Annotated in this window: 18 protein-coding genes; 12 read left to right on the forward strand and 6 right to left on the reverse strand. The window is 52.5% G+C overall.

Translation table 11 applies throughout. The features are described from left to right. Positions 1 to 35: 35 nt before the first annotated feature. The 3 genes from garR (at position 36) to J5069_RS15475 (ending at position 3,025) form a co-directional block, all read left to right on the forward strand. Positions 36 to 920: a 2-hydroxy-3-oxopropionate reductase gene (gene garR, locus J5069_RS15465; RefSeq protein WP_264644714.1), complete on the forward strand. Its 885-nt coding sequence runs from the start codon at positions 36 to 38 to the stop codon at positions 918 to 920. Between the two features lie 107 nt (positions 921 to 1,027). Then, positions 1,028 to 2,170, forward strand: coding sequence for a glycerate kinase (locus J5069_RS15470; RefSeq protein ID WP_264644715.1), 1,143 nt, complete (start codon positions 1,028 to 1,030; stop codon positions 2,168 to 2,170). 201 nt (positions 2,171 to 2,371) lie between these two features. Then, positions 2,372 to 3,025: an RBBP9/YdeN family alpha/beta hydrolase gene (locus tag J5069_RS15475; protein ID WP_264644716.1), complete on the forward strand. Its 654-nt coding sequence runs from the start codon at positions 2,372 to 2,374 to the stop codon at positions 3,023 to 3,025. Between the two features lie 588 nt (positions 3,026 to 3,613). Here J5069_RS15475 and J5069_RS15480 read toward each other — a convergent pair. The 6 genes from J5069_RS15480 to barA form a co-directional block, all read right to left on the reverse strand. Then, positions 3,614 to 4,561 carry a hypothetical protein gene (locus J5069_RS15480; protein ID WP_264644717.1) on the reverse strand — a complete coding sequence of 316 codons (948 nt, stop codon included), beginning with the start codon at positions 4,559 to 4,561 and terminating at the stop codon, positions 3,614 to 3,616. Between the two features lie 10 nt (positions 4,562 to 4,571). After that, the gene (locus J5069_RS15485) at positions 4,572 to 5,582 is read right to left on the reverse strand and encodes a hypothetical protein (RefSeq protein ID WP_264644718.1); all 1,011 of its coding nucleotides are present in this window, start codon (positions 5,580 to 5,582) and stop codon (positions 4,572 to 4,574) included. Between the two features lie 84 nt (positions 5,583 to 5,666). Further along, positions 5,667 to 5,738 (reverse strand): hypothetical protein, encoded by a 72-nt coding sequence (locus J5069_RS24290; RefSeq protein ID WP_413542246.1) that lies wholly within the window; start codon positions 5,736 to 5,738, stop codon positions 5,667 to 5,669. Further along, entirely contained in the window at positions 5,729 to 5,866 is a 138-nt protein-coding gene (locus tag J5069_RS15490) for a hypothetical protein (RefSeq protein WP_264644719.1), read from the reverse strand. Before J5069_RS15490 ends, J5069_RS24290 begins: the two co-directional genes overlap by 10 nt. Before the next feature lie 21 nt (positions 5,867 to 5,887). Next, positions 5,888 to 6,022 (reverse strand): helix-turn-helix domain-containing protein, encoded by a 135-nt coding sequence (locus J5069_RS24295; protein ID WP_413542239.1) that lies wholly within the window; start codon positions 6,020 to 6,022, stop codon positions 5,888 to 5,890. A 739-nt stretch (positions 6,023 to 6,761) separates the two neighbouring features. Further along, on the reverse strand, positions 6,762 to 9,536 hold the full coding sequence (gene barA / locus J5069_RS15495) for a two-component sensor histidine kinase BarA (RefSeq protein WP_264644720.1): 2,775 nt from the start codon (positions 9,534 to 9,536) through the stop codon (positions 6,762 to 6,764). Positions 9,537 to 9,596: 60 nt separating this feature from the next. Here barA and rlmD point away from each other — a divergent pair, with 60 nt between their 5' ends. From rlmD to J5069_RS15540, 9 genes are all read left to right on the forward strand, one after another. Then, positions 9,597 to 11,027, forward strand: coding sequence for a 23S rRNA (uracil(1939)-C(5))-methyltransferase RlmD (gene rlmD / locus J5069_RS15500; RefSeq protein WP_264644721.1), 1,431 nt, complete (start codon positions 9,597 to 9,599; stop codon positions 11,025 to 11,027). 9 nt (positions 11,028 to 11,036) lie between these two features. Next, positions 11,037 to 13,268, forward strand: coding sequence for a GTP diphosphokinase (gene relA, locus J5069_RS15505; protein WP_264644722.1), 2,232 nt, complete (start codon positions 11,037 to 11,039; stop codon positions 13,266 to 13,268). 146 nt (positions 13,269 to 13,414) lie between these two features. Continuing rightward, the gene (mazG, locus tag J5069_RS15510; RefSeq protein WP_264644723.1) at positions 13,415 to 14,212 is read left to right on the forward strand and encodes a nucleoside triphosphate pyrophosphohydrolase; all 798 of its coding nucleotides are present in this window, start codon (positions 13,415 to 13,417) and stop codon (positions 14,210 to 14,212) included. A 226-nt stretch (positions 14,213 to 14,438) separates the two neighbouring features. Next, a complete protein-coding gene (pyrG, locus tag J5069_RS15515; RefSeq protein ID WP_264644724.1) occupies positions 14,439 to 16,076 on the forward strand; it encodes a glutamine hydrolyzing CTP synthase in 1,638 nt (545 codons plus the stop codon). 80 nt (positions 16,077 to 16,156) lie between these two features. Next, positions 16,157 to 17,458: a phosphopyruvate hydratase gene (eno, locus tag J5069_RS15520; protein WP_264627418.1), complete on the forward strand. Its 1,302-nt coding sequence runs from the start codon at positions 16,157 to 16,159 to the stop codon at positions 17,456 to 17,458. Positions 17,459 to 17,775: 317 nt separating this feature from the next. Then, positions 17,776 to 19,953 (forward strand): TonB-dependent receptor, encoded by a 2,178-nt coding sequence (locus J5069_RS15525; protein ID WP_413542240.1) that lies wholly within the window; start codon positions 17,776 to 17,778, stop codon positions 19,951 to 19,953. Between the two features lie 82 nt (positions 19,954 to 20,035). Beyond that, positions 20,036 to 21,001: an ABC transporter substrate-binding protein gene (locus J5069_RS15530; RefSeq protein WP_264644780.1), complete on the forward strand. Its 966-nt coding sequence runs from the start codon at positions 20,036 to 20,038 to the stop codon at positions 20,999 to 21,001. Between the two features lie 296 nt (positions 21,002 to 21,297). After that, positions 21,298 to 22,860 (forward strand): MFS transporter, encoded by a 1,563-nt coding sequence (locus J5069_RS15535; protein ID WP_264644726.1) that lies wholly within the window; start codon positions 21,298 to 21,300, stop codon positions 22,858 to 22,860. Between the two features lie 39 nt (positions 22,861 to 22,899). After that, a complete protein-coding gene (locus tag J5069_RS15540; RefSeq protein WP_264644727.1) occupies positions 22,900 to 24,039 on the forward strand; it encodes a glycoside hydrolase family 105 protein in 1,140 nt (379 codons plus the stop codon). Positions 24,040 to 24,071 lie beyond the last annotated feature (32 nt).

Here is a 24,071-nt window from a genome sequence, read left to right on the forward strand (position 1 = left end):
ACCGCATTTAACGATCGGACTACGGGGTTAACGTAATGAAAATTGGTTTTATTGGACTGGGTATTATGGGTAAACCGATGAGTAAAAACCTGATCAAAGCAGGTTACTCATTGGTGGTCTCCGACAGAAACAGCGCTGTGGTCGCGGAAGTGGTTGCCGCCGGTGCTACCGCCGCCGACACCGCCAAAGCGGTTGCCGAGCAGAGCGATATCATCATCACCATGCTGCCCAATTCACCGCACGTGAAAGAAGTGGTGCTGGGTGAAAACGGCGTTATCGACGGTGCGCGCGAAGGCAGCATCGTAATTGACATGAGCTCCATTGCGCCGCTGGCCAGCCGTGAAATTGCGGCTGCACTGGCAGAAAAAGGCATCGAGATGCTGGATGCACCGGTGAGCGGCGGTGAGCCGAAAGCCATCGACGGCACCCTGTCCGTGATGGTGGGCGGTGACAAAGCGATATTCGATCGCTGCTACGACGTGATGAAAGCGATGGCGGGTTCCGTAGTGCACACCGGCGACATCGGCGCAGGCAACGTGACCAAACTGGCGAATCAGGTGATCGTGGCGTTGAATATCGCCGCCATGTCTGAAGCGCTGGTGCTGGCGACCAAAGCGGGCGTAAACCCGGATCTGGTGTATCAGGCAATCCGCGGTGGGTTGGCGGGCAGCACGGTGCTGGATGCCAAAGCGCCGATGGTGATGGATCGCAACTTCAAACCGGGCTTCCGTATCGATCTGCACATCAAGGATCTGGCGAACGCGCTGGATACTTCGCACGGCGTTGGCGCGCAGTTGCCGTTAACGGCGGCGGTGATGGAAATGATGCAGGCGCTGAAAGCGGACGAACTGGGAACGGCAGATCACTGTGCATTAGCACGGTACTACGAAAAGCTGGCCAACGTTGAAGTGACTCGCTAAGGCAACAGGTCGGTACGACGACTATTCGATACCGACCTGACATACTGACCCGTAACGACTCCGCGGCCCGTTGATACTGGTGGATCGTTTATGAAATCGGATCGTTTATGAAAATAGTTATCGCACCGGATTCTTATAAAGAAAGCCTGTCAGCACAGGAAGTTGCTACACAGATTGAAGCCGGTTTTCGGGAGATTTTTCCTGACGCCAGCTACGTCAAGCTGCCCGTGGCGGATGGCGGCGAAGGTACGGTTGAAGCCATGGTGGCGGCAACGCAAGGGCGTATTGTCGAGGTTCAGGTTACCGGCCCGCTGGGCGACAAGATCGACGCTTTTTTCGGCCTGTCGGGTGATGAAAAAACCGCCTTTATCGAAATGGCGGCGGCCAGCGGGTTGGAGCGGGTGCCAGCCGCGCAGCGTAATCCGCTGCTGACCACCAGCTATGGCACGGGCGAGCTGATTCGCAGCGCGCTGGACCATGGGGTAAAACACTGCATTATCGGTATCGGTGGCAGCGCTACCAATGACGGCGGCGCGGGCATGGCGCAGGCGTTAGGGGCAAAACTGCTGGATGCGCAGGGCGAACCGATCGGTTTTGGCGGCGGTGCGCTGGATGCGCTCACACGCGTTGACGTCAGCGAACTGGATCAACGCATTAAAAGCTGCCGTTTTGAGGTGGCGTGCGATGTGACGAATCCGCTGACCGGCAAGCTGGGTGCCTCTGCGGTGTTCGGGCCGCAAAAAGGGGCGACGTCGGCAATGATCGTGCAGTTAGACAATGCCCTCAAGCATTACGCCGAGGTGATCCGTCACAGCCTGGATATCGATGTGGATCAGGTGCCGGGTTCCGGGGCGGCCGGTGGTATGGGGGCCGCGCTATTGGCCTTCTGCGGTGCGGAACTGCGTCAGGGCATTGAGATTGTTACCGAAGCGCTGGGGCTGGATGAACTGGTGCGGGACGCGTCGCTGGTGATCACTGGCGAAGGGCGCATCGATAGTCAGACGGTGCACGGTAAAGTGCCGATTGGCGTGGCGCGCGTGGCGAAGCGTTACAACAAACCGGTGGTCGGGATTGCGGGCAGCCTGACAGCGGATGTGGGCGTGGTGCACGAACACGGCCTGGATGCAGTATTCAGCGTGCTTTACAACATCTGTTCTCTGGAGGAGGCGTTGGACAACGCGGCAGCCAACGTGCGCATGACAGCACGTAACGTCGCGGCAACCATCAAGCTGGCGCAAACGCTCCAATAACGTTCTTTTTGCCGATTTTTTCTGGCGGCTCCTTTCTTCGTCGTCCCCGCGCTGGTGCCGGGGGCGACGCGTCATCAAAGATCCAAAATCCATTCATTTTGTCATCACTGACGCTAACACCCTCTGTGCCATTGGGCTCGAAGCACTAAGATTCAGGTCTATCGACAACATCTGACTTTTCATCCCATTCAGTGAGGGAAAATGAATAAACTTATCGCTCTACTCCTTTCGATGGCAGCCGTATTGTCGGGCTGTACCTCTCCCGCAAACACACAACAATCAACTGCGCGCATCTACATTGTTCACGGATACGGCGCTTCACCGTCAGAGCATTGGTTCGCGTGGCTGAAAAGCGAGATGGAGAAAACGGGAGCTACGGTGTCGATCGTTAATTTACCCACTCCTGACGATCCACAACCGCAGGCATGGCAACGGGCTCTTGAAACACAGGTGACATCGCTAGATAAAAACACCTATTTTGTCGCGCACAGTCTTGGCAGCATTTCGCTGTTAAGATTCCTTGAAAAACACCCGACCAACGCGCCCATCGGTGGCTATATTCTGGTATCCGGCTTCAATGGCAGCCTGCCGACGCTTCCGCAGCTTGACCGCTTTATAAAACCCGCCATTGATTATGGCGCGCTGGCGCAGAGGGCAAGCACTCGGGTCGTTATCGCTGCGGCTGATGATACCGTGGTGCCTTACCGGTTCAGCCAGGCGTTGGCGAAATCCCTCGACGCCAGGTTCATTACGGTTGAGCAGGGTAACCACTTTCTGGCAAGCGATGGCTTCACCGCATTTCCTCTGGTGCTGGCCGAGCTACAGAAGGCTATTTCACTTTCGGAGGTTTTGTAAGGTCGCATGCTTTCTAACTAACTGGTTTGCTGCGTTCCATTTTTCCAGCAGTGCCAGTTCGTTGAATAGCGCTCGAAAATATGACAATTCTCGGTTAACGGTGGTTGGGCTGATTTTGGCTTCGCGGCAATTATATGATAATTGGCTGTTAAGCCGCTTTTAACGGTAAATAGAAAAATCACCGTCGGTAAAGTCGGTTCCCAATGGATTGCTTAATGACTTGGAGGTACTGTTAAGAACGCTCTTTCTGACTTCACGGTCACTCAGCGAGATTCTGTGGGTGCAATACATATATCAATCAGGTCAGACTGCTTGCGCGTATCGCGCTTCTCAGCTGTACACGGTGTTTTCTTCCTGTTCCATTGTGAATCATTCAAAGGACATGGTTTTCCTTTTGGTAGCAAAGTGCTTGCACATACGCTTGTCTTCACGTTCGCGCGAGGAGCACTCACATAGCCATTTTCCTGATGCTTGTTTATGAACTGCCATACAGCCCTCTGTTGACTGCGGATTGTATTTAACCTGTATGTAAACACAGTGGTCAGTGTTTGGTTTTGAACTGAATAAAAAGTATTTTAATATGTTGGTTTATTGAGTTAGATATGAATTAAAATCGTCGAATTCCTCTGATGTGAACGCAAGTTCTCCTATATGGAAAGAATTAAATGGTTCACTTGTTTTTTTCATTTTTTTGAAAGATGAAGAGAAATGGTATTCTTTGTTTTTGAATGCATAATTGCTTAGGTTAGGATAATAATCAAACTTTATATCCAATAAGTTCATAATGGTAATGCTCATGCTGTATAAGTTTTTTAAATAATCTTTTAACTCCTCTTCCTCTAAAAAAAAAGTGGAAATTTTGAATTTTGTATTGTTCTCAATAAATAATAACTTTCGATTGTTTTGGTTCGATGATATTTCGTGAGTGTTAATGTTTAAATGTCTCGATAATGATGTTATTTCAATCAGCATTTCAAATAGAATAATGTTTGATCTTGACGTTTCACCTTCTAATGCCTTAAGTTTTTTATCAATTTTATTGAGTGAACTCGATATTTCTGTCGCGTAATTTGTTTTTTTATCTAGAATAACTCCATTTTCAGGTGACGAATGAGGGAAAAAACTACGATATAAAGAATTAATGTTTGATATTTTGAGTTTGAATATATCCCCATTCGTTTTTATATTGCTGGATTCAACTGATGAAAGCGATTCTGTTATATATTTATAATGCGAGTAAAATCTATCACTTATGTTTTTTTGATCTGTTAATTGTATTTGCTTTTCCGTTTGAATCGTCCTGTGTATATGTGCAATGATAGCAACCAAAGGAATAGATAAAGACAAGACTCCTATAGGTAATGAATACATCAAAAGGAACCTTGCATATCCAGAAGATGAAAAGTCGAATGTTGTTTCGAACCATAATGGTATGCATAATAAGAAACTTATTGTAAAAGGTATTGCTATTGCCAATCTAAAAATCCATTGTTGTGATAGTCTTTTTTCATCTAATTTTAACCAAGTTAGCGACATAAAAAATCTCTTAATTATTATTAATTGTCATCTGGTTTTTAGTTGTATCACTCGCATTATCAGATTTTGAAGGCATCATGTTTTTTATCTGCGCTAATAATCCATGAACTGATGGCGGCTGTTCTGTTTTTTCAGAAAATGCGGTGTCACCTGACATGTTCCAATCTTTAAATACATGAATTGCATCTTCTTTTGAAGCCGTGCCGCCAAAAATCTGTAGGAAAATTTGCCCAAACATCAAAGCATGTTGACGATCTTTTCTCCGAATTGATTCGTGAGTGTATCGTCTTGAATTATTCAAGCATATGTAGGAAAGCCATGAAAGTAAGCCGATCCCTAACAATCCACGTGTAAATAAATAGAATAGGCTTATTGAGTTCAATTCCTCGTTTTTTAAAAGAGTATCAATGCCTGTTTTGAAAGTAAAAAATGCAGCAACTATTGCGCAAACACAAAAGAATGCGCCACAACTAGACCAAAGATGTGACATTTTTATAAAAAAAGCGTCATCTGCATTAAGCTTGTTTTTTACTGACTCAACATAGTCTGATATGTTTTCATCTATACGTGACTGTTGGTTCTTCTCTTTTAATTCATTGTTTTCTTTTTCGAGAGAGTCGATTTTTTCTTTTAGTGATTTATTGCTCAATAATGTTGATTCATAAAGTTCACTTATTCTAGTCGATTTTTTTGATAAATCAGTGTTTTTTTCTTCAAGCGATTTTGATTCTTCGTAAAATGCTTCTGATTTCTTTTCAAGAAAACTACACTTATTAAGTGCTTTCTGTAGTCGCTCATTTTTTTCAGCAAGTTGCTGTTGTAATTCTTTCTCTTTTTCTCTATTAAACAAGGATGATTCACAATTAAACAACATTCTCTCTGCGGCGGCAATATCTCCATTTATATAAGTGTCTAATATTCTACGCCCCCTTACTGTGCTTAATAATTCAGATTTAATTAATCGATCTACTCTTTCTCTAAAAAAATAATCATTTTCATGGTTGTTAGTTTCATCAGACATTTGAAAATCCCTCTTTACTATATTGATTAACTTATGACAATTCTAATTATTGCAATAACACCAACTACAAAATAAAACGCCATATCAACGTTTGCCTACAGGGATATGGGGCAGATCGCAGACACTGGTTTTACCTTCAACCTCAATCAGCCACATGCCATCTGTCTCGTCACAAACTTGCGATCAGCATTATATTCACCATCGCCATCAAAAATTACTACAGGATCTTGCAGTGCATAGAGCATGAAAGCCTTGTCAAACATGTAGTAGTTTGAACCGTTCATTTGCATTCTTGCGAAGAATGCTTATAACGTGTGTTTCCCATCTTCAAACATTGGCATGTTCCCAGTTATTAACCAGAAAAGCGAACTGCCCGTTTCAAGTGAGCACTGAATGATCCAATTAGAAGAAAAAATATCACTTAACCAACTGTTTGTCATTGTATTTTTTCATTGGCCTGAATGATAACAAAAAGCCTGCCGCGTCGAAAAACCGTAAGCTTCAACTAAGCGCGCTATTCCCCTTTTACCACCCTCATTTGGATTTACAGAGAACCCAATTGTGTATTTTTCGTTGGGCATGTTGCCTTATGAACATGAACATAAACATAAACATAAACATAAACATAAACATGAACACGACAATTTTAATTCCTAAGCCGTACATCACGTGTTAGGAGTGTTGCCGCCGTACTGGCACTGAAGTGACCACGGACAGAGTAATGGCTAATGATTGCTATTTACTCATCAAGAAAAAGACCTTAAAACTAGGTAAATCAGAAGTTAACGGTCAGTAAGAAATCAACATGGGCGTGCAGTGATCGAAGACCACTACGCATCTGTCATTCTGAATCCGTGATTGCGATTTTGTTAAAGAGGATGGGGCCTAACGTGTTTGATCATGAAATTGCTAAAGACCCGTACTTTGATGCCGTTTGCCAAGCGTTCGCACTAGCGCACAACTTTGAACTGATAGGATTGCTACCAACCTAGTGGAATATACCCCAACCGATTGCAATTAAATTAGCTATGCTGTCTAACGTCTAGACAAATTTAGCACCTAAATATTTGACACCCAAGGTGTGGACAGTCCCTTGCCGAGTGTGGTTCGAGGGTGCACTCCCCTGTATGCCAGAATCAGAATCCGATCGCCGCAAGACCTGCCGACTGCACCTGAGAACTACGGCAAATGCGCCTGCGCCGCCCGCCGTACGTTGGCGATTTCATCGAGCAGCTCCAGCCATTCCGGTTCCAGTTCCAGCAGGTCCGTTCCCTTACGCAGTGCGGTTTCCAGTGTGTAACACAGTTGCTTCAAGCGTGGCACGCCGCTGTAGCCGCAACTGCCGTGCAGTTTGTGAATCAGTGGCAGCGTGTCTTCCACCGGGTGGCCCGCTAACAGCGTTTCGATGTGTCGCTGTACGTCGGGCAGGGAATCCAGCAGCATTTGCAGCAGATCGCGCGCCAGGTCGGGTTTGTTGGCTGCCTGGCGCGTTGCCAGCGACCAGTCGAGCGAGAGCTGACTGTCATCATGTTCCGCCAGTAATTGCGTCATGCTGCCGTTCTCGCTCTCAACCGGTATAACCGGTTGTTGGGTATAACGCGCTAATACCGATGCCAGCATCTGTTCATCAATCGGCTTTGCCAGATAACCATCCATCCCCGCTTGCAGCAATGATTTGCGCTCGTCACTCAGCGAATGGGCGCTGACCGCAATAATCGGCGTGGTGGCGTGGCGGGAAAGCTGGCGAATGTGCTCGCTGGCGCGAATGCCGTCCATGCCGGGCATTTGGATATCCATCAAGATGACGTCGATATCCTGCATTGCCGCCTGCGCGATAGCCTCTTCACCGCTGTCGCACAGCAGGGTGTTTTCTACCTGCTCTTCCAGCAAGGTGCCGATCAGTTTCAGGTTGGCCGGATTGTCATCCACCGCCATCACACACAGCGGCAGGCGCGGCGTGGGCAGCGTCGCCGCGTGCGTCACGGGCAGTAAGGATAACTGCTGGATCAACAGACCTTCTTGTATTAACGGCAACAGGCGTACCGAGGAAAGGGGTTTGCTTAGACAGGCGTGGATACCGAAGGATTTCAACTGTTCGGCATCCATCTGTGCCAGACTGGGCAAGGCCAAAATAACACAGGCTGCCTTACGGCTCATGTCGCGTAGCTGCGAGGTGTAATCCAGCAAGGTATTACGATGCCGGACGGGAACGCCGAGCAGCAAAATATCGAAATGTTGCGGCGGTAACTGTTCAAGGGTAGGGCTAAAGTGCACCTGCAACGGCGTTTGTCCCAGAATATCTAACCCGGCTTGCGCGGCGGAGGCGTTGGCTTCCACATAGGCAATGCTGTGTCCTTGCAGTACCGAGAGATTATTCTCCGCCACGGCGCTGTGCGGATCGCAGGTTAGCGTGATGTGGAACCAAAAGGTGGAACCCTGGTTTACCGTGCTTTGGAAGCGAATATCGCCCCCCATCTCTTTCACCAGCCGCTGGGTGATCACCAGCCCCAGCCCGGTACCGCCGTGGCGGCGGGAAATGCTGGTATCGGCCTGTCGAAACGCCTGGAATAGCTGCGCCTGTTGCCCTTCAGCGATGCCGATACCGGTATCCCGGATCTGAATTTCCAACTCCAGCCGTTTATGGCTTTGGCGGTGGCGCTCAACGCGGATATCGATATTGCCCTTTTCGGTGAATTTGATGGCATTGCCCAGCAGGTTGGTGATCACCTGTTGCAGACGCATCGGATCGCCGACAAAACGTTCGGGCACGCCGGGTTGAATGTTGAGCGTCAGTTCCAGCCCTTTCTCGTGGGCGGTGTGCGCCAACAGCGTGATGACATCGTCCAGCGTGTTATGCAGTGAGAACGGGATGTTTTCCAACACCAGCTTGCCAGCTTCCAGCTTGGAGAAATCCAGCACGTCATTGATGATAGCCAACAGATTGTTGGCGGAGCGCTCGATGGTGCGCAAATAGTCGGTCTGGGTGGCAGTTAACGTGGTTTTCAGCGTTTGACGGGTGAAACCGATCACGCCGTTAAGCGGAGTGCGCAGCTCGTGCGACATATTGGCTAAAAACTCGGACTTGATGCGCGCGGCCTCTTGCGCCCGCTTTTTCGCCAAATCCAGCTCGACGTTCTGGATCTCCATCTGTTCCAGCGTCTCTCTGAGATCGTAAGTGGCCTGATCGATGTTTTGCTGCATCTCCTCGTGGTAGGCCGTCAGGGACATCGCCATGGCATTGATGCCATTTTTCAGCATATCCAACTCGCCCAGCATGCACCCTTCAGCTCGGCTGTCCAATTGACCGCGGCGGATGCGATCGACGGTATCCACCATATTGCGTATTGGCATGGTGACATCGCGCACCAGGCGATAGGCGAACAGACCGGCAATCCCCATACACAGCAGCATCAACAGCGTGGCGATAAAGGTCTCCTGATACTGTTGCAGCATGATGGAGTCGGTATCCAGCTCCAGCAACACATACCCGACGGTCGCACCGGGACGCTCAACCTTGCCCGCATGGCGGGTGAATTCCGGGCCGATGGTGATAGGTATGTGCAGCAACAGCTTGTCATCAACCTGGTGAGAATGCAGCCCTGACGGCATCGGCTGCTGCTTTACTGCATCAATCAGTTGGGTGATATGGCGCGAATCGGTGCTGAATAACACCTGATGTTGTGCGTTAGTGATGATAATGGCGCGTACAATGTCGGAATGGCGCCGATGCAGCATATTGATCAGCGGCTGAATCATCTCCTGCTGGTTGGCTACCATTGAATAGGCGGCAACGGCGGCGAGCGGCTCAATAATACTGGCACCCGCGCTGGCAAGCTGGTCCTGCAACTGGTTGCTGCGGTGAATAACGAAGAAGGTGCTGAGCAGCAATCCGATAATCAATGTCGGAGCCAGAATCAGTATCATCATGCGGGCACGCAGACTGTATTTGGTCATGAGGTTCCAATGTGGGAGAATTAGGCCCAGACGTTCAGCTTAAAGACACAGTAGCAAACTATGGCGCAATTCTACTCTCCAAACCGGCGTGTGACGACCCGGCAAACCATTAACGTGACCGTGACCGATCTCGATCCATTTGGACAGGGGGTGGCGCGTCATCAAGGCAAAACCGTTTTCGTGCCTGGCGTGCTGCCGGAGGAGCAGGCGGAAGTCCGGCTGACCGAGGATAAACGCCAGTATGCGCACGCTGAACTTAAACGGCTGCTGACGCGCAGTGCGCAGCGTGTGGAACCGCGCTGCCCGCATTTTGGCGTGTGCGGCGGCTGTCAGCAGCAGCACGCCGATGTTGCGTTGCAACAGCGCAGCAAATCAGCCGCGCTGCAAAAGCTGATGACGCGAGAAACCGGACAAACGCTGACGGATATCGGGCTGATTGCGGGGCCGAGCTATGGTTACCGTCGGCGAGCGCGTCTTGCGTTATACTTTTTGTCGGGGGAAAAGTCTGCGCCAGCGGGCGGGAAAGCCTCAGCCCGCGCCAAGACAGTGCCTCAAGCCGCGCCGGGTTTGCGCATGGGATATCGCCAAGGGCAATCGCACGATGTGGTGGATATCACGACCTGCCCGGTGCTGGCACCGGAACTGGATACCCTGTTAGCCCCGCTGCGTCACTGCCTCAGCCAGTTGCAAGGGGTGAAGCGGCTCGGGCATGTGGAACTGGTGCTGGCGGATAACGGTCCGCTGCTGGTGTTGCGCCATCTTGATGCCCTGAGCGTGGCGGATACCGATGCGTTGCGTGCGTTTTCCGTGGCGCAGCAGGTGGCGGTCTATCTGGCACCGGAGGCCGATGTCGTCACCTCCCTGACGGGGGATACGCCGGTTTATAGCGTGAACGGTATGACGCTGGCCTTCAGCCCGCGCGACTTTATTCAGGTCAATGACGCGGTGAATCAGCAGATGGTGGCACAGGCGCTGGCGTGGCTGGATGTGCAGCCGCAAGACCGCATTCTGGATCTGTTTTGCGGCATGGGCAATTTCACGCTGCCGCTGGCAACGCGCGCGGCAGAAGTGGTCGGCGTTGAGGGTGTGCCCGCGTTGGTGGAGAAGGGGCGAGAGAATGCGCGTCGTAACGGCTTGTCTAACGTCACATTTTCTCACCAAAATCTCGACGAGGATGTTGCGCAACAGTCCTGGAGTGCCCAAGGATTTGATAAGATACTGCTAGACCCGGCACGCGCCGGGGCGGCGGAAGTGATGCCGCAAATTGTTAAACTTGCACCCCAGCGTGTGGTCTATGTTTCCTGTAACCCCACTACGTTGGCGCGGGACAGTAAAGTGCTGTTGGCCGCAGGTTACACGTTGGCGCAGGTCGCCATGTTGGATATGTTTCCTCACACCGGCCACCTTGAATCGATGGCACTGTTTTTGCAGCGTTCTGGTAAGGCGGCACGCTCTGGCAAAGCGGCATGCTCTGGCAAAGCAGCAATGTAGGGAGAGTTTATGGTTGCGGTAAGAAGTGCGCATTTGAATACGAACGGCGAGTTTGTGCCAGATGCCTGGATTGCATCGTTAGGCATCAATAATCAGCAGTCGTGTGAACGCTTAGCCGAGACCTGGCGCTATTGTGAACAGCACACGCAGGGACACCCCGATGGGCTGGTGCTGCTGTGGCGCGGCATTGAAATGGTAGAGATCCTCTCCACCCTCAGCATGGATAACGACAGCATGCGCGCGGCGATGCTGTTCCCGCTGGCAGACTCTGGCGTGGTGGATGAAGACACGCTGCGTGAAGCGTTTGGCAAGAATATCGTCGATTTGGTGCACGGCGTGCGCGATATGGATGCGATTCGCCAACTGAAGGCGACGCAAAATGACTCTGTCGCCTCTGAACAGGTGGACAACATTCGCCGTATGCTGTTGGCGATGGTGGAAGATTTCCGCTGCGTGGTGATCAAGCTGGCGGAGCGCATCGCGCACCTGCGTGAAGTCAAAGACGCGCCGGAAGAAGAGCGCGTGCTGGCGGCCAAAGAGTGTACCAACATCTACGCACCTTTGGCGAACCGCCTCGGTATCGGCCAGCTCAAATGGGAGCTGGAAGATTTCTGCTTCCGCTATCTGCACCCGGATGAATACAAAAAAATCGCCAAACTGTTGCACGAGCGTCGTATTGATCGTGAGCAGTACATTGACGATTTTGTCAAAACCCTGCGCACCGCGATGGCGGGCGAGGGGGTCAAGGCCGATATCTATGGCCGACCCAAGCATATCTACAGCATCTGGCGCAAGATGCAGAAGAAATCCCTGTCGTTCGATGAACTGTTTGATGTGCGCGCCGTGCGTATTGTGGTTGAACGTTTGCAAGATTGCTATGCGGCGCTCGGTATCGTTCACACCCACTATCGTCACCTGCCCGACGAATTCGACGACTACGTGGCAAACCCGAAACCTAACGGCTATCAGTCCATCCACACGGTGGTGTTGGGGCCGAGTGGCAAAACCCTTGAAATCCAGATTCGCACTAAACAGATGCATGAAGATGCCGAGTTGGGCGTGGCCGCACACTGGAAATACAAGGAGGGCGCGGTTGCGGGCGGACGCTCCGGTTACGAAGGGCGCATTGCCTGGCTGCGCAAGCTGCTCACCTGGCAAGAAGAGATGGCCGATTCGGACGAAATGCTGGACGAAGTGCGCAGCCAGGTGTTCGACGATCGTGTCTACGTGTTTACGCCGAAAGGCGACGTGGTCGATCTGCCGACCGGCTCCACGCCGCTGGATTTTGCCTACCACATTCATAGCGATATCGGACATCGCTGCATCGGCGCCAAAATTGGCGGGCGCATTGTGCCCTTTACCTACCAGTTGCAGATGGGCGATCAGATTGAAATCATCACCCAGAAGCAGCCGAATCCAAGCCGCGATTGGCTGAACCCGAACCTGGGCTATATCACCACCAGCCGTGGCCGATCCAAAATCCACAACTGGTTCCGTAAGCAAGATCGCGACAAGAATATTCTGGCTGGCCGCCAGATTCTGGATAACGAGCTGGAGCATTTGGGTATCAGCCTGAAAGCGGCTGAGAAACTGCTGCTGCCGCGCTATAACATCAACTCGCTTGATGAGCTGCTGGCGGGCATTGGCGGCGGGGATATTCGCCTCAATCAGATGGTGAACTTCCTTCAGGCGCAGCTCAACCAGCCCAGCGCTGAGGAACAGGATCGCGAGGCGCTGCGCCAGCTCACCCAGCAGAAAGCGCCACCGCAGAACAGCCGCAAGGACAGCGGCCGCATTGTGGTAGAAGGGGTGGGCAATCTGATGCATCATATTGCGCGGTGCTGCCAGCCGATCCCAGGCGATGAGATCATCGGTTTCATCACTCGCGGGCGCGGTATCTCTATCCACCGCGCTGACTGTGAGCAGTTGGACGATCTGCGCAGCCATGCGCCAGAGCGGATTGTCGATGCTGTGTGGGGCGAAAGCTACTCCAGCGGCTACTCGCTGACGGTGCGGGTAACCGCCAACGATCGCAGTGGGTTGCTGCGCGATATCACCACCATTCTGGCGAATGAAAAGGTGAATGTGCTGGGCGTGTCCAGCCGCAGTGATACCAAACAGCAGATCGCGGTGATCGACATGGAGATCGAGATCTACAACCTTCAGGTATTGGGACGGGTGCTGGCGAAGCTCAACCAACTGCCGGATGTTATCGACGCGCGTCGCCAGCAAGGGGCGTAATTTTTACGTAGGTCATCAAACCGCACAAACTTTGTCATCCCCGCGCAGGCGGGGATCTCCTACAGGCTGAACGCGTTCCTCCTGCAAGAGGTCCCCGGCCTGCGCCGAGGACGACAGGCGATTTTTTATTTATTCAGGAATCAGGCATGACAGCAGCGGCTATTGAACGTCTTCTTTCCATTATGAACACATTGCGCGACCCGGAAAACGGTTGTCCATGGGATCGCCAGCAAACTTTCGACACCATTGCGCCCTACACGTTGGAAGAGACCTACGAAGTGCTGGATGCTATTGCGCGCAAGGATTTTGACGATCTGCGCAGCGAATTGGGCGATCTGTTGTTTCAGGTGGTGTTCTACGCCCAGATGGCGCAAGAGCAGGGGTTGTTTGATTTTTCTGCGGTGTGCGATGCGATAAGCGACAAGCTGGAGCGGCGACACCCGCATATTTTTGGCGATGCAACGCTTACCGACAGCGACGCGGTGCTTGCCAACTGGGAGCAAACCAAAGCCCAGGAGCGCGCAGAAAAAGCCCGCTATTCGGCGCTGGACGATATCCCCGACGCGTTGCCCGCCTTGATGAAAGCGCACAAAATCCAGCAGCGTTGCGCGTCTGTCGGTTTCGACTGGAACAGCCTGGGGCCCGTGGTCGATAAAGTGTATGAAGAAATTGATGAAGTGATGCACGAAGCCCGGCAGGCGGTCGTGGATGAAGAAAAATTGGCCGAAGAAGTGGGCGATTTATTGTTCGCGACGGTCAATCTCTCGCGCCATCTTGGTCAGAAAGCTGAAAACGCGCTTCAGGCGGCAAACCGCAAATTCAGCCGCCGTTTCCGTCAGGTAGAACAAATTGTTATCGCCTCGGGAAAAACCGTTGAACAGGCAACGCTTGAGGAAATGGATGCGGCCTGGGAGCAAGTAAAACGTCAGGAAAGGGCCGGTTAAGGATTTTTAGTCTGCTTGCCGCATTTTTTTGGCTGTTTTGTTATTTATCTTCATGATTTAAATGCCGATGTTGAATGTCATTTGTGCGTGATACATCGGTTTAGTCACCACGTTACGATCGCTACAATGATGAAAAGCAACATTTGTAGCCTTCATCAGGTTCAGGTATACTACTTTCCCGTCCTGGTACTTCACATCGTTATAAACCTAAACTCTCAGGTTCAGCATGACAACTAATTATATTTTTGTGACCGGCGGGGTCGTATCCTCTCTGGGTAAAGGCATTGCCGCAGCCTCTCTGGCGGCTATTCTCGAAGCCCGTGGCCTCAACGTTACCATCATGAAACTGGACCCGTACATCAACGTGGATCCGGGCACGATGAGCCCGACGCAGCACGGTGAAGTGTTTGTCACCGAAGACGGCGCCGAAACCGATCTTGACTTGGGCCACTACGAACGCTTTATCCGTACCAAAATGACGCGCCGCAACAACTTCACCACCGGCCGTATCTATTCCGATGTGCTGCGCAAAGAGCGTCGCGGCGACTACCTGGGTGCAACCATTCAGGTGATTCCGCACATCACCAATGCCATCAAAGAACGTATCATTGAAGGCGGCGAAGGCCATGACGTGGTACTGGTGGAAATCGGCGGCACCGTCGGTGATATCGAATCCCTGCCGTTCCTTGAAGCGATTCGGCAGATGGCGGTGCAAGTCGGCCGTGAGCATACCCTGTTTATGCACCTGACGCTGGTGCCCTACCTGGCGGCAGCGGGCGAAGTGAAAACCAAGCCGACTCAGCACTCGGTAAAAGAGCTGCTTTCTATCGGTATTCAGCCGGACGTGCTGATTTGCCGTTCTGACCGCACCGTGCCTGCCAACGAGCGTGCGAAGATTGCTTTATTCTGTAATGTGCCGGAAAAAGCAGTAATCTCCTTAAAAGATATTGATTCAATTTATAAAATCCCGGCGCTCTTGAAATCGCAGGGATTGGACGATTATATTTGTAAACGATTCAGCTTGAATTGCGCCGAGGCAGACCTGTCCGAATGGGAACAGGTTGTCTATCAGGAAGCCAATCCGGGTGGCGAAGTTACCATTGGCATGGTGGGCAAATATGTCGCACTGCCGGATGCCTACAAATCGGTGATCGAAGCCCTGAAGCACGGCGGGTTGAAAAATCGCCTGACCGTCAACATCAAGCTGATTGATTCGCAGGATGTAGAAACTCGCGGTGTTGAAGTTCTCAAAGATCTTGATGCTATCTTGATCCCAGGGGGGTTCGGCTACCGCGGCGTTGAGGGTAAAATCATGGCGGCGCGTTACGCCCGTGAGAATAACATCCCTTATCTGGGCATTTGCCTGGGAATGCAGGTCGCTTTGATGGAATTTGCCCGTAACGTAGTGGGCATGGAAGCGGCAAACTCAACGGAATTTGTGCCAGACTGTAAGTACCCGGTCGTTGCGCTGATCACCGAATGGCGTGATGAAGAGGGTAACCTCGAAGTGCGTAGTGAAGAGAGCGATCTGGGTGGCACCATGCGCGTGGGCGGTCAACCGTGCCACCTGGCGGAAGGCAGCCTGGTGCGCGGCATGTACGGTGAAGCGACCATTATTGAACGTCACCGTCACCGCTATGAAGTGAACAACATGCTGTTGAAACAAATTGAAGCGGCGGGATTGCGTGTTGCTGGTCTTTCCGCCGACCGCAAGCTGGTGGAGATTGTTGAACTCCCTGATCATCCGTGGTTCGTGGCCTGTCAGTTCCATCCGGAATTTACATCGACACCGCGGGATGGGCATCCCCTGTTTGCCGGTTTCGTTAAAGCCGCTGGCGCGTATCAAAAGCGTCAGGTGAAGTAAGGGTTTTTCAGCAACGCGCGGTCCAGAACCGCGCGTTGTTCGTCTAAGGTTTTAGTTTAACTTGTACTGAGGAAAATCTAATGTCCAAAATCGTTAAAGTCATCGGCCGTGAAATCATCGACTCACGCGGAAACCCGACCGTTGAAGCCGAAGTTCACCTGGAAGGGGGCTTTGTAGGTCTGGCCGCTGCACCGTCAGGCGCATCTACCGGTTCTCGCGAAGCACTGGAACTGCGTGATGGCGACAAATCCCGTTTCCTGGGTAAAGGCGTGACCAAGGCTGTTGGCGCGGTGAACGGCCCGCTGGCACAGGCTATTCTGGGCAAAGATGCCAAAGATCAGGCCGCCATCGACCAAATCATGATCGACCTGGACGGTACTGAGAACAAATCCAACTTTGGTGCTAACGCCATTCTGGCGGTGTCTCTGGCTAACGCCAAAGCAGCAGCAGCATCCAAAGGTCAACCGCTGTACGAACACATCGCTGAACTGAACGGCACCCCGGGCAAATTCTCTATGCCTCTGCCGATGATGAACATCATCAACGGTGGCGAACACGCTGACAACAACGTTGATATCCAAGAGTTCATGATTCAGCCGGTTGGCGCGAAAACCGTGAAAGAAGCGATCCGTATCGGTTCTGAAGTGTTCCATCACCTGGCGAAAGTGCTGAAAGGCAAAGGCCTGAACACGGCTGTTGGTGACGAAGGCGGCTACGCGCCGAACCTGGGTTCCAACGCTGAAGCACTGGCTGTTATCGCTGAAGCGGTAAAAAATGCCGGTTATGTGCTGGGCAAAGACGTTACGCTGGCAATGGACTGTGCGGCTTCTGAGTTCTACAACAAAGAAACGGGCAACTACGAACTGAAAGGCGAAGGAAAAACCTTCACTTCTCAAGAGTTCACCCACTATCTGGAAGGCCTGACCAAAGAATATCCGATCGTTTCTATCGAAGACGGTCTGGACGAATCTGATTGGGACGGTTTTGCATACCAGACCAAAGTGCTGGGCGACAAAATCCAGCTGGTAGGTGACGATCTGTTCGTAACCAACACCAAGATCCTGAAAGAAGGCATCGAGAAAGGCATCGCTAACTCCATCCTGATCAAATTCAACCAGATCGGTTCTCTGTCCGAAACTCTGGCTGCTATCAAGATGGCGAAAGATGCAGGCTACACTGCCGTTATCTCTCACCGTTCTGGCGAAACCGAAGACGCTACCATCGCCGATCTGGCGGTAGGTACTGCTGCTGGTCAGATCAAAACCGGTTCCATGAGCCGTTCTGATCGCGTTGCCAAGTACAACCAACTGATCCGTATCGAAGAAGCACTGGCTGGCCGTGCTGCATTCAACGGTCTGAAAGAAGTGAAAGGCCAGGCGTAATCGCCTGTCCTCTATTGGGCGTTCGCGCCCGATAATACTCACCCGGAAGGGCTTCGGCGCTTCCGGGTTTTTTTATGTCCTTATTCTGCCGCTATTCTCCATCCGGGTGCGGATTTTTCCGGCATGCGTTTGCTCCTTTGGGAGTAATTCATCCCCTCATCAAGAGTAACATTCTAATTTTCAATCAATTATCTATTGATCTCGGGCAATGAGAACGAGTTTTCTTCTTAAAAAGCGTCTCGTATCTTTGTATATTGCGCACCGATATATAAAAAAATACATATCGATAACCAAAATACAAAACTGAGATAAAGAAAATGACAATGCAGAAACGGAAAACCCGCATTCATTGGCTATTGCCTGCGTTATTGGCCGCGTCGCCTTCCTCCTGGTCCGCTGCGGCTAACGTTAAGCCTGAAGGGGATAAAAAAGAAGATGTGCTGGTGGTAACCGCCAAACCGGCAGAAGATTCGCCAAACCCGGCAGGGGCGGGGATGAGTGTCGATGCCGTCGAGATGGGGCCTCTGGGCAAGCGCGATCGTATCGATACGCCGTACTCCACCACCACGGTGACCTCCGCCATGATCGCCAACCAACAGGCGAAAAACGTCAACGATCTGCTGAAATACAGCGCGTCAGCGCAGATGCAGGCGCGCGGCGGCATTGATGTGGGACGCCCGCAAAGCCGCGGTATGCAAGGGGATGTGCTGGCGAACAGCCGCCTCGATGGGCTTAATATTATTTCTACCACTGCGTTCCCGGTTGAGATGCTGGAGCGGCTCGACGTGATCAACAGCCTGACCGGTGCGCTGTATGGCCCAGCCAGTCCGGCCGGGCAGTTTAATTTCGTGCAAAAAAGACCCACCGCGCAAACCCTGAACCGCTTTACTGCCGGTTACTCCAGCAAAGGCGCGGCTTCCGGTCATGCGGATCTGGGCGGTCATGTCGGCGACAACGATCAGTTTGGCTACCGCATCAACCTGCTGCACGATGAAGGGGAAGGCAGCGTCAGCGACAGCACGCTGCGGCGGCGTTTGGCCAGCGTCGCGCTGGACTGGAATCTCTCTCCAGATACGGTGTTGGAATTTAACGCCAGCGAATACCGCTTTAAGAAAATGGGCTATGCGGGCGGCTTTTCTTACGGCCCCACGGTGCAACTGCCCAGCGCACCGGACGTCACCCGCAAAGGGTACGGGCAATCTTTTGCCGGGTTGGACTTGGTGACGAAAACCGTCAGTTCCCGGGTAAAACACTTCTTTAATAACAACTGGTCTGTCACTGGCGGCGTGGGTTATCAGACGGCCGATCGCGGTATGCGCACGATTTCGAACAAGCTGTCGCCGAATTCAGACGCTATCACTTCAGGGTTTACCCAGCCTTATACCGCAGGGCGCTTCCGGGTGCTCAGCAATACGCTACAGCTTAACGGTCATATCGATACTGCCGGACCTTCTCATGACGTGGTATTGAGCACCACCGGGTTCCAGTGGACTAACTATGCCGCGCTGGGTAACGATAACGACTTTACGCTGGGAACCACCCCGCTTAACGCCCCTCGGCGCTATGATGATCCGAGCAATGGGCGGTTCTATGCGGGATCCGGGCGCTATAAGTCCAGCCGCAGTAGTCAACAATCGGTGACCGCAGGCGATACCATTACCTTCAACGAGCGTTGGTCGGCCATGGGCGTGATAAGCCAAAGTTGGCTCACCTCGCGCAGTTACGGTGCGAAAGCCGCTGCACAGCACAATGACGGTATTAGCCCGACCGTGTCGCTGATGTATAAGGTTGTGCCGAATGTGATGACCTATATCGCCTATGCTGATTCGCTGGAGCAGGGGGGCGTCGCACCGAAGGGGACCAGCAACTATGGGCAAGTGCTGGATCCCTACCGTAGCACTCAGTATGAGGCGGGTGTAAAATCCCAATGGGGCGACATGAATATGAATGCGGCGCTGTTCCGTCTGGAACGTCCGTTTGCCTACACCGGTAACGACAATATTTACAGGGAGCAGGGCAAACAGGTTAACCACGGTCTTGAACTGATGGCCGATGGTGAAGCCTGGGATGGGTTACATCTGTTTGGCAGCATGACGTTGCTCGATCCTAAAATGAAGGACACCAGTTCGGCAGCAACGCGCGATAAACGCGTGGTCGGCGTACCCAAATTCCAGGCCAACCTGTTGGCGGAATATAGCCACCCGAGCGCCCCGAATATGGTGTATCAGGCCAATCTGCATTACACCGGAAAACGTGCGGCTAACGACACCAACACCACTTGGGCGGCGGGCTTTACCACGTTGGATCTCGGTGCACGTTATGCCTTTAAACTGCACGACAAAAATGCCGCAGTGCGTGTGATGGTGAATAACGTCACTAATGAGCGCTACTGGGCTTCCCTGTTCCCAGGTAAAAATGACGGTTCCAACGGTTCCGCCAATGCCTTCCTGGGCGAACCGCGTGAAATCCGCGCTTCTCTCTCCGTTGACTGGTGATGCCATGACTCAATCGATGATATGGCGTCTTTCATTGGCACTGGTCGTCAGCGTGCTGGCGGGTCCGGTGCTGGCCGAAACGATGCCGACCCGAACCGTGCAGTATTACGGCGATCGTTCCGTTACCGTACCCGCTCAAATAGAACGGGTAGCCACCTCCTGGAATGCGCAGAATTCGATTATCGCCATGTTGGGTTATGGCGATCGTATTGTCGCAACCACCAAAATCGTGCGCGATACGCGGCTGTTTCGCCAGTTTGTGCCGTCGATTGCGCAGGCGGCTTTAGCCTCGCGCAGCGGTGACATGGGGATTAACAGCGAAGTGCTGGTTGCCAAACGCGCTCAGGTGCTGTTTGTGCCGCAGAGCATACCGTTAGCAGAAGCGGAGACGCTGAGCAAAGCGGGGGTTCAGGTGGTGGCGCTGCATTACAACTCGCTGGAGGCGATGGTGGAGCGCACGCTGATTACTGGCGAAATTCTCGGGCCGGATGCGTTACAGCGTGCCCGCGATTTTGCCGTCTATTATCAGGATAACGTGCGCCGGGTACAGGCGGTGATTGAGCGCATTCCCCGTGAGCAGCGCGTAAAGGTATACCACGCCGTGGGCGATCCGCTGACCACCTCGGGCCGTCCTTCTCTTAATCAAGACTGGATGGATCTCGGCGGCGCGATAAACGTGGCGGAGCCTTGGTTTCGTAAGGCGGGCGTCAGCACCGCACCGGTTTCTCTTGAGCAGGTGGTGCAAGCCGACCCTGATGTGATAATCACCATGCGCGCAAGCGACGCGGCGGCAATCCGTCAGGATCCGCACTGGCAAACGCTCAGGGCGGTGCAACAAGGGCGCGTCTATGCCAATCCGCAGGGGATGTTCTGGTGGTGCCGCGAAACCTCCGAGCAGGCATTGCAGTTTCTCTGGCTGGCAAAAACGCTCTATCCGCAGCAGATGCAGCATATCGATATGGCAAAGGAAACTCACGACTTCTACCAGCGGTTCTACGGTTTTGATCTGAACGCGCAGCAGGTCGAGGATATTTTACACCCGCGTTAATCGTCTGGAACGCCGCCAGCACGGGGCGTTCCGCTTCTCATGTCCTTCCTGCATCCCCTTTCCACCCTGTGATCGCCATAAACGAACCGTCGGTTTCATTGGTTTAAAATGGCTTTTTATAAAAACCTTGAGGTCGATCGTCGCGTTCTTCCCTGGGATGCCAATCCCGCTCGGGGCGTGGCAACGGTGCAAAGGTTTTCGCAACGTCCCGGCAGTAGTTTAGCTATCACGGCAGTAACGGGTTTGTACCCTGCCGCATTACCTTCATAAAGACAATGACACAGGAAGGATGGCAAATGAAAACGCGTAAAATTGGGCTGGCCAACTATTTGGCTTACGGCTCAGGTGATTTTCTCGGTGCGGGAACCACGGCGCTAACGGCGGCGTGGTTGCTCTATTTTTACACCACCTTTTGTGGTTTGACGCCCATTGAAGCCACGTTTATTTTCGCGATGGCCAGAGTGCTGGATGCCGTCGTCAGCCCGCTGATGGGTTTCCTGACGGACAACTTTGGATCAACCCGCTTGGGTAAACGCTTTGGTCGCCGTAAATTCTTTATTTTGCTCGGTATCCCCTGTGTGTTCAGCTACAGCTTTATGTGGGTGGGCGATATGGGGTACTGGTACTATCTGCTGACCTATCTGGTGTTTGACGTGGTCTACACCATGATTCTGGTACCGTATGAAACGTTGGTACCGGAAATGACCGATGATTTTAAACAGAAAACCAAATTCTCCGGTGCGCGTATCGCGCTGGCGCAGCTTTCTGCCATTCTGGCGGCCTTCCTGCCCGGTATCCTGCTCAGCCACTTTGGCAAGGACAACGCGATTTCCTTCTTCTACTCAAGTCTGGTGTTCTCGGTGATTTGTGCCGCCGTGCTGACGCTGGTGTATTTCTTTACCTGGGAACGGCCGCGCGAAGAGATGTCGGCGGCGTCCTTGCAGGCAGAAAAGGAACGCCAATCGCTGACGCTGAAGCAAAGCCTGAAACGCCTGAATGTCGAGCTCTCTTCCACGTTGCGCATTCGTATTTTCCGTCAACATCTCGGGATGTACCTCGGCGGCTACATTGCGCAGGACGTGTTTAATGCCGTGTTCACTTACTACGTGGTGTTTGTGTTGATGCAAAGCCCCACGGTGGCCTCCAACCTGATGGGCACCATGGCTATCCTGCAATTCCTGGCGGTGATTGGCATGATCCCGCTGTGCATTCGCTTCGGACCGGCACCTTCCTACCGTCTGGTGGTTTGCCTGTTCGGTCTGGCCGCGATGTCTTACGGTGCGCTCTATTACAGCGGCCTGCACGATGTGTTCTCTCTGTTGTTGCTGGTCTCTGCGTTGGCGGGGCTGGGGCGCGGTGGCATCAACTATGTGCCGTGGAATACCTACACCTATATTGCCGATGTGGACGAAGTGATCACCGCACAACGTCGTGAAGGGATCTTCGCCGGGATCATGACGCTGACCCGTAAGGCCTCTCAGGCAGGCGCGGTGATGCTGGTTGGCGTGGTACTGCAATTGTCGGGGTTTGTTTCAGGGCAGAGCGTACAGGCACCGGGCGTGAGCCACACCATCCTGATGGTGCTTAGCGTAGGTACAGTCTGCGTGCTGGCGTTGGGTTTTCTGGTCTCATTACGGTTTAAACTGAACCTGCAAACGCACCAGACCCTGCGTGAAGAGACGCTAAAAATGCGCGAAGCCGGACGTCCGGTGCCGGAACACATTACGCCGCAGGCGCGTCAGGTGGTGGAAATGCTCTCTGGCATGTCTTACGAATCGCTGTGGGGCAACAACAATATCGGTTACCTGAATCGCCACAAACAGCCGGCGCATTCAGCAACCCAGGTGACTCAGCATTAACCGCATTAACGCATTAACGATAAGAGTGGATGATAAACTATGACCGTATTCAGTGTTAAACATAGCCCGCTGCTGCGTCAGCCTGAGCACTTTATCTCTCGCGACGATCTGAAGGCGCTGATCTGTCGCATTACCGATAATCTGGTCAATATCAAGGATGAAACCGGTGAGTTTCTGCTGCGGTTGGATGATGGTCGTGTCATCGATACCAAGGGTTGGGCCGGGTGGGAGTGGACGCACGGTATTGGCCTGTACGGCATTTACCAGTATTACCAACAGACCGGCGATGACCAGATGCGTGCCATCATTGATGATTGGTTCGAGGCGCGTCTGGCGGAAGGTACGCCCACCAAGAACGTCAACACGGTCTGCCCGTTCCTGACGCTGGCCTATCGCTATGAAGAGACGCGCGATGCCCGTTGGGTACCCTATCTGGAACGCTGGGCGGAGTGGGTGATGTACGACATGCCGCGCACCCAGAAAAACGGTTTGCAGCATATCGTCTACAACAGCGAAAACACCGATCAGCTGTGGGATGACACCCTGATGATGAGCGTGCTGCCGCTGGCAAAAATCGGCAAGTTGCTCAACCGCCCTGAATTTATCGAAGAGGCGACCTACCAGTTCTTACTGCACGTGCAGTATCTGATGGACAGACGCAGTGGCCTGTGGTTCCACGGTTGGACGTTTGATGGTAAGCACAATTTCGCCGAAGCGCGTTGGGCGCGCGGCAATAGCTGGCTGACGGTGGCGATTCCTGAGTTTATCGAACTGCTGGAACTGCCAGAAGGAAACGCAACGCGCCGCTTCCTGTTGCAGGTGCTGGAAAGCCAGATTGAAGCGCTGGCGCAGTATCAGGATGACAGCGGCCTGTGGCATACGCTGCTGGATGATGCCAACTCTTACGTGGAAAGCTCTGCAACCGCCGGATTTGCCTATGGCATCCTGAAGGCGGTGCGTAAACGCTATGTGGATAAGCGCTATGCCGACATGGCGGAAAAAGCGATTCGTGGCGTGATTGCCAACATCAATCCGCAAGGCGAACTGGTCAATGTATCGTTTGGTACCGCAATGGGCCGCGATCTGGATTACTACCGCCAGATTCCGCTGACCTCCATGCCTTACGGTCAGGCGATGGCAATTCTGTGCCTGTCTGAGTATCTGCGCGTCTATTTGTAATCGGTAACTGAAAAATTGCCCCGCGAAGGCCG

Origin of the sequence: Candidatus Symbiopectobacterium sp. NZEC127, assembly GCF_025962675.1 — a bacterium.
Classification (GTDB): Bacteria; Pseudomonadota; Gammaproteobacteria; order Enterobacterales; family Enterobacteriaceae; genus Symbiopectobacterium.